General features: G+C 25.8%; 16 protein-coding genes. 4 read left to right on the top strand and 12 right to left on the bottom strand.

Annotated elements, in window-relative coordinates:
* The 4 genes from trpD to gltX all read left to right on the top strand — a co-directional run bounded on the left by trpD (window position 1) and on the right by gltX (window position 3,964).
* A complete protein-coding gene (trpD, locus tag ACTTA0_RS04625) occupies window positions 1–993 on the top strand; it encodes an anthranilate phosphoribosyltransferase (RefSeq protein ID WP_440676270.1) in 993 nt (330 codons plus the stop codon).
* Window positions 986–1,777 (top strand): indole-3-glycerol phosphate synthase TrpC, encoded by a 792-nt coding sequence (locus ACTTA0_RS04620; protein WP_440676269.1) that lies wholly within the window; start codon window positions 986–988, stop codon window positions 1,775–1,777. Before trpD ends, ACTTA0_RS04620 begins: the two co-directional genes overlap by 8 nt.
* A gap of 89 nt (window positions 1,778–1,866) precedes the next feature.
* Window positions 1,867–2,544: a transcriptional repressor LexA gene (gene lexA / locus ACTTA0_RS04615; RefSeq protein WP_262589277.1), complete on the top strand. Its 678-nt coding sequence runs from the start codon at window positions 1,867–1,869 to the stop codon at window positions 2,542–2,544.
* Between the two features lie 22 nt (window positions 2,545–2,566).
* Entirely contained in the window at window positions 2,567–3,964 is a 1,398-nt protein-coding gene (gene gltX / locus ACTTA0_RS04610; RefSeq protein ID WP_440676268.1) for a glutamate--tRNA ligase, read from the top strand.
* On the opposite strand, the gene lpxB is transcribed toward gltX, so the two are convergent.
* The 12 genes from lpxB to tsf are packed head-to-tail and all read right to left on the bottom strand — an operon-like array spanning window position 3,944 to window position 14,768.
* A complete protein-coding gene (lpxB, locus tag ACTTA0_RS04605) occupies window positions 3,944–5,077 on the bottom strand; it encodes a lipid-A-disaccharide synthase (protein WP_440676267.1) in 1,134 nt (377 codons plus the stop codon). The two genes, gltX and lpxB, sit on opposite strands and share 21 nt — an antisense overlap.
* Window positions 5,074–5,859, bottom strand: a complete 786-nt coding sequence (lpxI, locus tag ACTTA0_RS04600) for a UDP-2,3-diacylglucosamine diphosphatase LpxI domain-containing protein (protein WP_440676266.1) — start codon at window positions 5,857–5,859, stop codon at window positions 5,074–5,076. The genes lpxB and lpxI overlap by 4 nt, the downstream gene beginning before the upstream one ends.
* A 1-nt stretch (window position 5,860) precedes the next feature.
* Window positions 5,861–6,643: an acyl-ACP--UDP-N-acetylglucosamine O-acyltransferase gene (gene lpxA / locus ACTTA0_RS04595; RefSeq protein ID WP_440676265.1), complete on the bottom strand. Its 783-nt coding sequence runs from the start codon at window positions 6,641–6,643 to the stop codon at window positions 5,861–5,863.
* Entirely contained in the window at window positions 6,640–7,620 is a 981-nt protein-coding gene (lpxD, locus tag ACTTA0_RS04590; protein WP_440676264.1) for a UDP-3-O-(3-hydroxymyristoyl)glucosamine N-acyltransferase, read from the bottom strand. Before lpxD ends, lpxA begins: the two co-directional genes overlap by 4 nt.
* A gap of 51 nt (window positions 7,621–7,671) precedes the next feature.
* Complete coding sequence (fabZ, locus tag ACTTA0_RS04585; RefSeq protein ID WP_440676263.1) at window positions 7,672–8,124, bottom strand: 3-hydroxyacyl-ACP dehydratase FabZ; 453 nt, start codon at window positions 8,122–8,124, stop codon at window positions 7,672–7,674.
* Complete coding sequence (locus tag ACTTA0_RS04580; RefSeq protein ID WP_440676262.1) at window positions 8,124–8,636, bottom strand: OmpH family outer membrane protein; 513 nt, start codon at window positions 8,634–8,636, stop codon at window positions 8,124–8,126. Before ACTTA0_RS04580 ends, fabZ begins: the two co-directional genes overlap by 1 nt.
* Window positions 8,636–10,894 carry an outer membrane protein assembly factor BamA gene (gene bamA / locus ACTTA0_RS04575; protein WP_440676261.1) on the bottom strand — a complete coding sequence of 753 codons (2,259 nt, stop codon included), beginning with the start codon at window positions 10,892–10,894 and terminating at the stop codon, window positions 8,636–8,638. Before bamA ends, ACTTA0_RS04580 begins: the two co-directional genes overlap by 1 nt.
* Window positions 10,869–12,047 (bottom strand): 1-deoxy-D-xylulose-5-phosphate reductoisomerase, encoded by a 1,179-nt coding sequence (locus tag ACTTA0_RS04570; RefSeq protein ID WP_440676260.1) that lies wholly within the window; start codon window positions 12,045–12,047, stop codon window positions 10,869–10,871. Before ACTTA0_RS04570 ends, bamA begins: the two co-directional genes overlap by 26 nt.
* Window positions 12,044–12,694 carry a phosphatidate cytidylyltransferase gene (locus tag ACTTA0_RS04565; RefSeq protein ID WP_440676259.1) on the bottom strand — a complete coding sequence of 217 codons (651 nt, stop codon included), beginning with the start codon at window positions 12,692–12,694 and terminating at the stop codon, window positions 12,044–12,046. The genes ACTTA0_RS04570 and ACTTA0_RS04565 overlap by 4 nt, the downstream gene beginning before the upstream one ends.
* On the bottom strand, window positions 12,694–13,368 hold the full coding sequence (gene uppS / locus ACTTA0_RS04560) for a polyprenyl diphosphate synthase (protein WP_440676258.1): 675 nt from the start codon (window positions 13,366–13,368) through the stop codon (window positions 12,694–12,696). The genes ACTTA0_RS04565 and uppS overlap by 1 nt, the downstream gene beginning before the upstream one ends.
* A complete protein-coding gene (gene frr / locus ACTTA0_RS04555; protein ID WP_440676257.1) occupies window positions 13,365–13,916 on the bottom strand; it encodes a ribosome recycling factor in 552 nt (183 codons plus the stop codon). The genes uppS and frr overlap by 4 nt, the downstream gene beginning before the upstream one ends.
* Window positions 13,917–14,768: a translation elongation factor Ts gene (tsf, locus tag ACTTA0_RS04550; RefSeq protein ID WP_440676256.1), complete on the bottom strand. Its 852-nt coding sequence runs from the start codon at window positions 14,766–14,768 to the stop codon at window positions 13,917–13,919.

Raw genomic sequence — 14,768 nt, 5'->3', positions numbered from 1 at the left:
ATGGAAAAGATTTTAGAAAAACTTAAAAATAAAGAAAATTTAACCTTTGAAGAAAGTAAGTCAGCATTTGAAATTTTAATGACTGGTAAAGCTGATGAGGATCAAATCTATAATTTTTTAACACTTCTGTCTGAAAAAGGAGAAGTTGCAGATGAAATTGCTGGAGGTGTTTATGTACTTAGAGAAAAATCAAAAAGAGTAAAAGTTCAAGATTGCATAGATACATGTGGTACAGGTGGTGATGGCATGAACACTGTTAATATATCAACTGCATCAGCCTTACTTTTAGCTAGTATGGGTATAAAAGTTGCAAAGCACGGCAATAAAGCGGTATCTTCAAAATGTGGCTCTGGAGACGTTTTGGAAGCTCTTAATATTAAAATTGATTTAGAGCCGAGAGAAATAGAACAAGAAATAAGCAATAAAAATTTTGGTTTTATGTTTGCTCCAAATTATCATAGTGCCATGAAATTTGTAGGTCCTGTAAGAAAGAAAATTGGTAAAAGAACTATTTTCAACATGATTGGTCCTTTAAGCAATCCTGCTCTAGTAGAAAGACAGGTTGTTGGAGTATTTGATAAAAAATTGTTAAGAATTTTTGCAGAGGGATTAAAAAATTTAAATATAAAATTTGCATGGATAGTAAATAGCGAAGATGGATTGGATGAAATATCTCCTTATGCAAAAACAAATATAATACAATTGAAGAATGGAGAAATATCTGAAATCTTGGTTGATCCTAATTCAATTGGTGTGAATGCAGAAAAATTTGAGAACTTAATTGGTAATGATGCAAAATTTAATGCAGATAAAATGATTGAAATATTCAAAGGTAAAGATAATGATTTTTCAAAAGCAGTTTGTTTAAATGCTGCAGCTGGTTTAATCGTTGCAGAAAAGTTTGTTGATTTTGAAGAAGCCTATAATCATGCAAGACAATTTATTCTTTCTGGTAAAACTTTTTTACATTTGGAACAAATACAAAATGTCTGAAAACGTTTTAGAAAATATAATTAAAAAAAAAATTGAAAAAATTGATAATCTAAAAAAATCAATAGATCTTAAAAAATTAGATGAATTAATACAAAAAAATAAATCATACATAAATTTTAAAGATAAAATTGAAAACAATTTAAAAGAAAATAAAACTTCAATTATTGCTGAAATAAAAAAAGCAAGTCCTTCCGCAGGTGTTATAATTGAGGACTACAATCCAGTAGAAATTGCTAATATTTATTTAAAAAATAATGCTACTTGTTTATCAGTTTTAACTGAAGAAGATTATTTTTTAGGAAATTTAATCCATATAAGTAAAATAAAAGATAAGGTTAATTTACCGATATTATGTAAAGATTTTTTTATTGATACTTTTCAAGTGCCACTTGCCAAAAGTTATGGCGCAGATGCAATTCTGATTATTTTAGCTGGTGTCTCAGATGATCTTGCAAACAATTTATATCAAGAGGCATTGAAATTAGATATGTCAGTAATAGTAGAAGTACATACTGTTGAAGAGGCTCAAAAAGCATTAAATTTTAAAGATGCACTAATTGGTATTAACAACAGAAATTTAAAAACACTTAAAACTGATATAAATACAACCTATGATATTTATAATGTTGTAAAAAACCATAAAGGACCTCTAATTTCTGAGAGTGGTATTAAATCTAAAGAAGAATTATTGGAATTAAACAGTAAGACTTCAATTAATACTTTTTTAATTGGTGAATCACTTTTGAAAAAATTGGATGAAAATTCAATTTTTTCAGTTTTGTAGTTAATTTAAGCCCTATTTTACTGACTTTTTTTAGTATTGTTAAAACAAAAGAACTTTTATAGAACATTGTTTGTACGATATTTGTTCTTATGCTAACAAAAAAACAAAAAAACCTGCTTTTATTTATCAACAAAAAGTTGAGAAGTTCTGGAGTATCTCCGTCTTATGAAGAAATGAAACAATCTTTAAACTTAAAATCAAAGTCGGGTATTCATAGATTGATTAGTGCCTTAGAAGAAAGAGGATTTATTAAAAGATTGGCTCATAAAGCGAGAGCTTTAGAGGTAGTAAAATTGCCAGAAACAGCTTCAGCAAACGATATTTACAATAGTTTTTCACCAAGCGTTATCAAAGGTGGTTTAGATGAAGAAATTAACAATTCAGATGAAATGGAAGTACCAGTATTAGGAAAAATTGCAGCAGGTACTCCTGTTGAGGCAATACAAAATGAAGTTTCAAGAATTCCATTACCAAATAATTTAGAAAAAAATGGAGATTATTTTGGATTGAAAGTTCAAGGAGATTCAATGATTGAAGCTGGAATCCACGAAGGAGACACAGTTATTATTAAAAGAACAGATACAGCAGATAATGGAAAAATTGTAGTCGCATTAATTGACGAACACGAAGCAATGTTAAAAAGAATTCGTAAAAAAGGTAAAGTTGTTGCATTGGAAAGTGCAAATAGAAACTATGAAACCAAAATATTTGGCCCTGATAGAGTAAAAGTTCAGGGTGTTTTAGTATCTTTATATAGAAACTTCTAAAAAAATAGTCTAAACATCTCTGATGTCAAAAGTAGCAACTCGTTTTGCTCCCTCTCCTACTGGGGCTCTTCATATTGGTGGTGTTAGAACTGCCTTGTTTAATTGGTTATATTCGAAAAATCAAAAAGGCACTTTTCATTTAAGAATTGAAGATACTGACAAAGAAAGATCTAAAGAAGAACATAAAATACAAATAATTAAATCCTTAAATTGGTTAGGGATTAAACATGATGGTGAAGAATATATTCAGTCAAGGAAAATTGATGATCATGTAAAAATTGCAAATGAATTATTAAAAAATGGATTTGCCTATAAATGTTACTGTTCACCTGAAGAGATAGAAGAGCAAAAAAAAAGAGCTAGACAAAAAAAAATACCTTATATTTACAACAGAAAATGGAGAGATGCAGATGAAAAAGATGCTCCTAAAGAAATTAAACCTGTAATTAGATTTAAAAGTAAAATTGAAGGAAGTTCAATTCTTAAAGATTTAGTTCAAGGCGATGTTGAAATTGAAAACAGTACAATAGAAGATTTTGTAATATTAAGAAATGATGGAACTCCAACTTATAATTTGTCAGCAACTGTAGATGATCATGAAATGGGAATGACGCATATAATTAGGGGTGATGACCATAAAATAAATACCTTTAAACAAATACAAATTTATGAAGCAATGAAATGGGATGTGCCACTATTTGCCCATATTCCTTTAATTCACACAATAGAGGGTAAAAAATTATCCAAGAGAGATAATGCTTCAACCTTGGATGACTATTCAAAAATTGGAATTATGCCTGATGCTTTAAGAAATTATTTACTAAGACTAGGATGGTCATATCAAGACAAAGAAATATTTACTTTAGAAGAAAGTATAAAATTTTTTAACTTAGAAGGTATTGGAAAATCACCGTCAAAATTAGATATGAGCCGTATTTTGTCAATGAATGAGCATTATATCAAAAATATTGATGAAAATGATCTGTATGATCATCTTTTGAGATATTGTGAAGAATATAAAGATAAAATTGATACAGAAAAAGCATCAAAAATAAAATCATCTTTAGTATTTTTAAAAAATAAAGCAAAAACACTGGAAGAAATATTTAATAATGCAAAATATATCATTAGTGATGAAGTTAATTTTAATGAAAATGATTTAAAACTAATTGACGATAAGTCGAAAAAAATAATTAATGAATTTCAAGATGAAATTAAAAACTTAGAAAGTTTAACTAGAGATAATTTAGAGCCAATAGTCAACAACTTGATAAAAAAACATGAAACAAATTTCAAAGGTATAGGTCAACCGTTAAGAGTAGCCCTTACAGGATCTAAGTTTGGACCAGGGCTATATGATATTGTTATATCTTTAGGTAAAGCAGATGTTGAGAAAAGATTAAGAAAGATACTTAATTAAAATAGAACTTGCCTCTCCTGCAGATGAAGTTTTAGACCTGATGCCCTCTAAAGTTTTGGAACACTCACTTACTTGTTTTTTCATCAACTCGGGGTTTTTAAGAAAATAAATAACAGACCTATATATTTCATCTGCATTACATTCTTTTTGAAGCAACTCAGGAATTACCTCACGATTATTAATTATATTTATAATATTTGCAAATTTTACGTTAACTAACATTTTAAAAATCATAAAATTAATAAAACTAAGTTTATAAATAATAATTGATGGAACATTAAAATTACAAATTTGTAGTGAAACAGTACCAGATTTTGAAACAGCAAAAATAGATTTAGACAGAATTTCAGATTTAATATTTTCATCAGACACTATATCTATATTTTCAAAGTTATATTTTTTTACATGTTCTAAAATTAAACTTTTATTTTCTTCTGTTCCATGAATATAAAAAAAATATTCATTATGCTTTTTGTTCATTAATTTAATAAAATCTAATAATATAGGTAGCAAAACATTAGTTTCAGAATTTCTGCTACCAGGAAATAAAGATATAATTTTTTTATTTTTAGGTAAAATATTATCAATAATAGTCTTGTTGTTTTCATTTCTTTCTATCAGAGGATGACCAACAAAAGTATTATTAATATTTTCTTCATCAAAGTATTTTTTTTCAAATTCAAACAACAAAAGAATATGATCAATAAATTTTTTAATTTTTTTAACTCTGTTCTTTCGCCATACCCATACTTGAGGTGCTACATAATGAATTGTTTTAATGTTGCTGTTTATTTTTTTAACTTTTTCAGCTACACGCAAAGTAAAATCAGGACTATCTACACTTAGCAATATATCAGGTTTAAATTTTACTATTTCTTCTACAGTTTTATTTATTTTTGATTTAATTCTAAAAATATTAAGCAACACACTTGTAAACCCCAAGTAAGTAATTTCCTTCAAATCATATATAGAATTAATTCCTAGTTTCTTTAAGTGAGTGCCACCAACGGATAAATACTCAATTTCATAATTTTCTTGTTTTAATCTTGAAATTAAAGTCGATGCAAGTTTATCTCCTGATGGTTCACCAGTTAACACAAAAATTTTTTTCATATAACTTTAATAAAAATTTTATTTTTATTTGCAAAATTTATTACTTCTTTTTTATCGAGAAAAATATTTTTTTTAGATTTTAAGACTAGACCCTTTAATCCATATTTTTTTATATCTTTTAAAGTTTGCAAACCAACAGTTGGTAAATCCATTCTTAAATCTTGTTTATTTTTAGGTAATTTTATTAATATACCTTTTGAGTTTTTCTTGACTTTTGAAAGCATTTTTTTTGTTCCTTGCCTTCCCTCTTTTGCAATTATTTTTTGATCTTTGACAACTAAAGCCTGTATATGATCCAAACTGTTAATTTTATTGAAATAATTTTTAGCTTTTTCAATTGAGTTGTTGTCATTCTTATTAGGCTTAGCTTTTGTATAGTTTCCTTTTTTAAGAGATAGTTCTGGGTTAAAATATATTGAGCTAATAACTTTAATATCTTCATCTGCAAGGATCTTAATTATAGATTTTATAATTGCAGCATCACCAATTTTAGAAGCTCTAATAACACTTGGCATATAATATATACCTTTAAAATCTAATCTAAGAGAAGTAAAATTAGGCTTAGCTATTTTACCTGCAAACAAAACTTTTTTAGATTTTTTTTGTTTAATTAAATTTATTATTTTTCCAAATTTTCCAATACTTATCCTATGAGAGTTTTTATCTTTATGAAATTTATTATTTTTTGAAAAATCTATAATAAAATATTCTTTTTTTAATTTTTTAATTTTATTTAAAACTATTTCAGGAAAATCTGTATCACCTAAAAATAAACCAATCATTTTATTTTGAAAAAGGAGTGCAAATTGGTCTTTTTTTATCTTTTGTTATAAAATTAACTACCTCTGAAACTAATTTATTTTTTCTTAATTCATTTGGTAAATTACTTAAATTCTCTGTTAAATTCTCATTCTTAAATAATATTTTATAAGCTTCTGTTAGAGATAATATTTCTTTATTTGGAATATTTTTTCTTCTTAAACCAATAAGATTTAATCCTTGCAATATACTTCTGTTTCCATGTGCTATACCATATGGTATCACATCTCTAACTACTCCACACATACCACCTATCATTGCAAATTTACCAACCCTGGTAAATTGCTGTACAGCTGAATTACCACCAATTATGGCATTATCATCTACATGCGCATGACCACCCAATGGAACATTGTTTGCTAAAATAACATTATCACCAACAATGCAGTCATGGGCAATATGAGAAGACACCATAAACAGACAATTATTACCAACTTGAGTTTTACCTCCACCACCTTCGGTGCCTGGATTAATGGTTACGTACTCTCTTATTTTATTGTTATCACCTATCTCTAATGATGTTTTTTCACCTCTAAATTTTAAATCTTGTGGATCATTTCCTATAGATGCAAATGGATAAATTTTATTATTTCTACCTATAATAGTATTACCTGTTATATTAACATGAGATTGGACAACTGTACCCTCTCCAATTTCCACATCGGGACCAATTACGGAATAAGGTCCTATTTTTGTATTTACTGAGATTTTGGCACTTGAATCAACAATTGCAGTTTTGTGTATCATTTGTTATCTCTTAAAAACTTTCTGATATTTTTTGCTGGATAACCCATTACTTTTTCATTATCAGGAATGTTTTTTATTACACCTGAGCTACCTCCAATTTCCACATTATTACCAACATTAATATGCCCTGAAATACCAGCTTGGCCACCTATTCTTACATTAGAACCAATAATTGAGCTGCCAGCAATTCCTACCTGTCCAGCTATGATAGAGTTTTCTCCTATTTTAACATTATGAGCTACATGTATTTGATTGTCTAAAAATGTATTTTTCCCAATAACAGTATTCGACATCGAACCTCTATCAATAGTAGACCCACATCCTATTTCACAATTTTCCTCAATAATTACAATGCCAATATGTGGATATCTTAAATTTTTATTTTTATTTGGAAAAAAACCAAAACCATGTTTTCCAACAACGCAATTATCTAAAACTTTAACGTTATTACTTATTAGTGAGTTTCTAATTATTGTATTTGAACCTATTGAACAATTGTCTCCAATAAAAACATTTTTTTCAATTATTGTATTGTGACCTATCTTGCAATTTTTACCTAATGATACATTTTCTCCAATTAAAACATTTTTGCCATGGATTACATTATCTTTAAAATTTGTTTCATCAATATAAGTTGCACTATTATCAAAATCATCATCAACAGCATCAGGATAAAACTTGGAAGTTATCTTTGATACTGAAACCAATACATTTTCAACAATTATGGGTACACAATTAGTTGGAAGTTCATTTTTTAAAGACTCTGTTGTGATACAAAAAGATGCTTTTGTTTTTTGAGCTAAATCTTTGTATTTTTTTGAATGAAAAAATGTTATCTCAGAATTATTAGAGCTATATAAATCCTTTATGTCTTTTACTTCAACATTTATTATCTCATTCTCAGCTTTAACATCAATAAACTTTAAAATATCTTGAATAAAAAAAGGACCTCTGTTTTTAAAGAAAGGATTAGACATAATTGCTTTTAACAGAGCAATTATATTAAGGTTATCAAAATTTATTGCTATTTATTTCTTATCTACAATTGTAGCTGACCAAATTGCGTCTGCCATTTTAACTTCATTTACAAAAGCTTCACCTTTGTATTTCCAAACTCTACCATGAGATCTTATTGCTTCAATTTTTAATATCAATTTACAGTCAGGAATTACTGGATTTCTAAATCTTGCTTTTTCTACACCCATTAAAAATACAAGTTTATTTTCATATGTTGATTTATCCAAACCATGAGCTGTTAAAGCAGCAGCTGCTTGACCAAAGGACTCTACAATTAATACACCAGGCATCACGGGCTGATCAGGAAAATGACCCTGCACAAAAAAGCTATCCTTTTTAACATAGACAACGGCAGTTGCAGAATGAAGTTTTTTTATATCATAAAGTTCATCAATTAGTAACATTGGTTCCCTATGTGGCAACAACTCTCTTATTTGATGTTTGTTTAATTTGAAATCACTCATTATTTAATTTTACTATTTATTTCATCTATTAAGGATTGAGTTAAATCTAATTTTTTATTTCCAATAAAAATATTCTTTTTATCAAAAATTATATCAATTGAATTTTGTTTCATATATTCTTGTAAAATTGGATTTATAGTATCAAAAAATATTTTCATTTCCTTTTTTTTAACATTATTTAAATCTTGAACCATTAAGTTCTTTTCATCATTATATTTTTTTAATTTTAATTTCAATTGATTAACTTCATTCTTATATTCTTCTTCAGAGATAATATTTTTTTTAATTTTGATCTCATTTTCTATTTTAACTAATTCTGCCTCATATTTATTTAGTTTTTTTAAGTTTTCTTTATCTATATTACCAATTTTTTTTAAAGAATTTTTTCCAATATTTGTCTCTTTAATTAAAAGATCGATATTTAAAAACATATAACTTTCATTAGCAAAAACATAATTTGGTGATGAAAAAAAGAAAATTAATAATAAAATAAATTTTTTAATTACTTTCATTAAAATGTTGTTCCTAAATTAAATCTAAATGACTCAGTAATATCTGTGTCTGCTTTAGATATTGTTTCTGTAATAGAAAAACTTACAGGTCCTAATGCTGAAAACCATTCAATACCAATACCGATAGCACTTCTTATTTTATTGCTTTCATCTAATGTCGAGTCGTAATCAACACCCCATATATTGGCTACATCTAAGAAAATTGAAGCGTCAAGATTTTGATTATTTTCAAATAATACAGGAAGAGTTGTAGTAGCATTCAATGATGAAACAAAATTACCTCCAATAAAATCACTCCCATCTTTAGGTCCAACTTTTCCTCTTTCAAAACCACGTAACTTACTTGTTGGTATAAATAATCTTTCAGTAAGTTTAATATCGTCTCCTGTTATTGAATTTGCACTTTCAATAAAGAATCCAATAGAGGAAACATTATTTGGATAAAAAGATGTATATTTTTGAAAATTATAAGTATTAGTTAATGTATTGTTGTCACTAATTAATGGTATATCTAAAGTATAAGTGGATCTAAACCCATCGTCAGCTCTGAATTTTTGGTTCCTTTTATCATAATCAAATCGTGTGTTTAAAAAAGTGTCCCAATAATTTCCTTCCTGAGCTTGTTGTCTAGCAGATGCTGTACTATCTGTTTCTATCTTTTCATAAAACGATCTAGTTGACAAACCTAGATTGAAATCTTCATAATATTCAAATCTTGTTCCAAATTCAAAACCAGTTTTGTTTGTTTTATAACCATTTGCTTTCATTCTATCTATTTCTATTGCCTGCAAGTTTCCAAAAAGAGATTTGTCTGTATTATTAAAATTAGGGTTTTCAATACCGACTTTACCTTTAAAAGATTCAGAATTAACAGTGACATTAGCATCAACACCCAGCCCTTTACCAAGATAGTTGTTTTCTTTAATGCCAAATAAAAAAGTTCCACCTGATGTTCCTACTCCAGCACCAGCTGATATTTCGCCAGTTGGTTTTTCCTCAACTTTTATATTTATTATTTTAGTGTTAGGCTTGCTTCCATTTGCTATATCAGAGTTTACTGATTTAAAAAAATTTAAACTTTTAAGATTATTTTCACTTTTATTTTGTAATATTTCATTAAACGGATCACCTTCATCTATTTCTAAATTATTTCTAATGACACTTTCTCTTGTAATGTTATTTCCAAAAATATTAATTTTCTCTACAAAAAGTTTTTCTGTTTCTTCTATATCAAATACAAGATCTAATTGATTGTTATTAAAATTTTCTTTAACACTTGCATTAATTGATTTATACTCTTCGAGTAATGTAATCTTATCTAATTTATCTAAAATAGATTCTACTTTATTAATTGAATAAGGCTCTCCTCTTAAATCATCAAAAAATTCATTCAAATTTTCAAAATTTTTAATATTGAAATCAGTTGGGATATTTAAAGAAATATTATTAAAATAAATTTTTTTTTTAGCGTCTATATTAAAAATTAATTCAAAATCTTTTTCATCTACAAGTCTTGCAAAAGAACTATTAATTTCTACATCATAATAACCTTTGTTAAGGTAAAAATTTTTTAACAATCTCTTATCAAAATTTATTGCTTGTTCATTTAAATATTTACGGCCAGAAATAAACTTCCAAAATTTATATTCTTCACTTACAATAATGTTTCTTAATTTATTATCTTTATAAATTTTATCTCCTAAAAAAGAAATTTTTTTAATTTTTGCTTTATCACCTAAATCAATTTTATGGTTAACAACAACTAAGTTATTTTCTAAGTCTTCAACTATTGTTTCAACTTTTGAAAAATAGTATCCTAAATTTTTTAAAAAGTTTGTTATAATATTTCTATCATTTATTATTAAGAATTCGTTGTAAGATACTCTTGATTTTTGACTTATTAATTTATTCAAATCTTCTATAATTCTGCCAGCTTTTATTCCAACAAACTCTACACGGTCAATAATTGGCGATTCATCTACATAAATAAATAACTCATTGTTAACTAATTTCACTGAAACATTTTTAAAATAGTTAGTTTCATATAAATTTTTTAAAATTAGATCTAACTTATCATCATTAATTATTTCATTTAATTGAACATTTGAAAATAATATTATTGTTTCTTTAGAAATACGATCATTGCCGTCAATATTAATTTTGTTTATTGTATTTGCATTCAAAATTGAAAAATTAAATACAAAAATAATTAATAAAATAAAAAGTTTTACATTAAAATTTTTTATAAATAATATCATGATTTTGAATTACTGATTTAATTTTTTTATTAAGATCTAATATATCATTAATTTTCTTAGGTTCTATAAATTTATATTCCACAAATTCTTTACTGGTAATAAGTTTTAATAATTTTTTAATAAGATCTAAATAAGTAATTTTTTTATTTAATAATAATTTTACTAACTCATCATTTATTGTAACTAAAACAGTTTCAAATAATGTTTCAGAATTAGGTAATTCATTAATTATTTTAATAAGAGGAAACTTTTTTGAACTAATTTTTGAGAAATTAAGATTATTAAGTTTTTTTAAATCTATTTTTTTTGATTTAAGTTTATTTATATTATGATATTTGAGTGTATTATATATAGGTATCTCCATTGTAGTTTCGTGAGCTATAATTTTAATCATACCATCTTTAAATTTTATAAAAGCATGAATATATGATTTCGGATGAATTATTATTTCTAAATCTTTATAAGATAAATTAAAAATTTTTTTTGCCTCAATAACTTCAAAAATTTTGTTTATCATTGTAGAAGAATCAACACTTATTTTTTTACCCATTTTCCAATTAGGATGGTTAATTATTTTTTTAATTTTGATTTTATCTAATTCTTTAAATGACGTTTTTAATAAAGGTCCACCAGATGCTGTTAAATATAATTTATCTACATTGTTTAAACATGTTCCTTTAAGTGCATACCAAACAGAAAAATGTTCTGAATCAACAGGTATAAATTGTGTTTTATATTTTTTAAGTTCTTTTGCTAATATATTCCAAGCACATATTATTGATTCTTTATTAGCAATAGCAATTCTATTTGTAAATTTTATTATTTCAAAAGTTGGGATTAAACCATCAAGACCAACAATTGAACTCATCACATAATCATTTTTTTTTGAAAAAATTTTTTTAAAATATTTAAAATTATTGTATGTTCTTATCCTATATTGTTTAAATATATTTTTAGAAATATTATAAGAATCACTGTCAGTAATAATCACATTTCTTACATTAAATTTTATTGCTTGATTTAATAATAATTTATAATTTTTATTAGCGGTTAATAGAGATATTTTGAAGCTATTTTTATTTCTTGAAATAATTTTCAATAAAGATTTACCAATAGATCCAGTTGAACCAAGTATAGCAATTTGAGTTTTCATTTTAATACATTAAAAAAATCTAATAAGAATAAATAATATGCTACTGGTAATGCAAATAGCATTCCATCAATTCTATCAAGTATGCCACCGTGTCCTGGTATAACTTTCCCACTATCTTTAATATTAGAAATTCTTTTGAAATATGAAATTAGAATATCTCCAAATTGACTTGTACTTGAGATTATAAATATAAATAATACAAAATTGAGAATTTTTTCCTCGTTTAAAATATTAAAATAAAAAAAAATAGGAATACAAAAAAAAGAAATAATAAAACTCCCCAATAGTCCTGAATAAGTTTTATTTGGACTATAAATTGTTAATTTTGGACCTTTTAAAACTTTTCCAAAAAGATACCCACCAATATCTGTGAAAATACAGATTAAAGATGCTACTAACAATGGCCAGTAATCATTTTGAAAATCAATTCTTAATTTGAAAACTGTAATAAGAGAAAATATTAAAAAAATGAATCCATAATAATAATATCTTTTATTCTTAGACATTAAATGCCACTCATACGATGCTATTATAAAAATTATAATTAATAAAACATTAAAAATTAAAGAACCATTAATTATTAAATATAAACATATTGGTAAAAGTAATATTGAACTTAAAATTCTTAAAATTAACTCATTCTTCATTATATTTTACCAAAATTTCTTTTAATTCTTCTAAATTCATAAATTATATTATCGTAATCTTTTTCATTAAATTCAGGCCATAATTTTTTAGAGAAGAAAATTTCAGAATATGATAATTGCCACAATAAAAAATTACTTAATCTTTTTGTATTTCCAGTTCTAATAAGTAAATCTGGGTCTGGTATATTCTTTGTATATAAAGAATTTGAAACACTTCTTTCATTTATCTTAATTTTTTTTTTATAAAGTTTATTAAAAGCTTCAATAATTTCTGACCTAGATCCATAATTTAATGCTAAGTTAATTTGAATTTTTGAATTATTTTTGGTTATTTTTTCACTTTCAGATAATAACTTATTAAGTTTATTTGAGAATTTCTTTTTTCCAATTACAACAAGTTTTATTTTATTTTTATCAAATTCTCCGATTTTTTTTTTTAAAAAATGCTCTAATAAGGCAAATAAATATTCAATCTCACTTTTAGGTCTTTTCCAATTTTCAGTGGAAAAAACATATAGAGTTAAAAATTTTATTTTTCTTTGAATTGAATGTTTAATGATATTTTCAACAGTAATTAATCCAGCTTTATGACCTGCATTTCTAGAATTTTTATTTTTTAAACCCCATCTACCGTTGCCATCCATAATTATGGCCACATGACTCAGTGGGTTCATATCGTCATTATTTCTTTTTCTTTTAAAGAAACTTTTTCATCAACAGATTTAATATGATCATCAGTTATTGTTTGAATTATTTTTTCTTTAGATTTTTCATCATCTTCACCAATTTCTTTTGATTTTAATAATTTTTTAAGATCTTCATTAGCTTCTCTTCTAATATTTCTTATTGATACTTTGCATTTTTCACCAATCGTCTTAATTAATTTTTTTAATTCAGATCTTCTTTCCTCATTTAATTCTGGAACAGGAAGTCTTATTAACTGACCGTCTATTTGTGGATTTAAACCTAGATCAGATTTTTTTATTGCGGCATCTAGCATAGGAACGTTATTTGCGTCCCATACTTGAATATTAATCATTCTTGGTTCAGGTGTAGTTATACTTCCGATTTGATTAATTGGCATTTGTTGACCATAAACATCTACTTTAATGAGATCAAGCATTGCTGCATTTGCTCTACCAGTTCTTAAAGAAGACAATTCTTTAGAAAATACATCTATGGCTTTATCCATTTTTACACCATATGTTTTTTCATCAAACATTTATTCTCCTATTTTTATTCTAAAGAATTCTTTAATTTTTAGGTCAGCTATAGATAGTTCTTTAACTATATCCTGAACTTTTTTCTTTGGTTCCATGACCCAAGCTTGAGTTAAAAGTGCATTTTCTTCCTTAAATTTGTTCATTTTACCTAAACTTATTTTTTTTGCAATTTCCTCGGGTTTACCTGAATTCTTCAATTCCTCAGCAACAAGTTCTTGCTCTTTGTCAATTAATGCTTGATCAATTAAATTTGATTCTAGAGCTAAAGGATTTGAAGCTGCAATATGCATAGACAGTTGTTTGCCAAATGACTTAACTGTATCTGATTTATCCCTTGTATCCAGAGATACTAATACTGCTAATTTTGCTACATTATCTTTTACTACTGTGTGCAGGTAATGATTGTTTACTCCATTTTTATTTTCAATAGTTTTTGATTTCCCAATTGTAATTTTTTCACCAATTTTTGCAATTAATGCTACTAAGTTATCATCAACACTTTGTCCATTTTGCATCACAGATTTTTTTAATTCATCTTGATTAGAGCTGTGTTGATTATTTAATTCACTTAATTCTTTAACAAAACTTATAAAATCATCATTTTTCGCAACAAAGTCTGTTTCACAATTCACCTCAATTACAGAAGTTTTATTTTCATCGCCTGATACTACAACAACACCTTCTTTGGCATCTCTAGACATTTTTTTTGACGCCTTTGATATTCCTTTTACTCTTAAAATTTCAATTGCTTTATCTAAATCACCATCAGATTCCTTAATTGCTAAATTACAATCTTTAAATCCAGCACCTGTTGCTTCTCTTAATTTTTTTACTTTTTCTATATCACTCAT

The organism is Candidatus Pelagibacter sp. HIMB1593, from assembly GCF_052047755.1.
In the GTDB taxonomy this organism is placed as follows: domain Bacteria; phylum Pseudomonadota; class Alphaproteobacteria; order Pelagibacterales; family Pelagibacteraceae; genus Pelagibacter.
The sequence above is the reverse complement of the archived record's forward strand: the minus strand, read 5'-3'. Positions and strand labels throughout refer to the sequence as shown.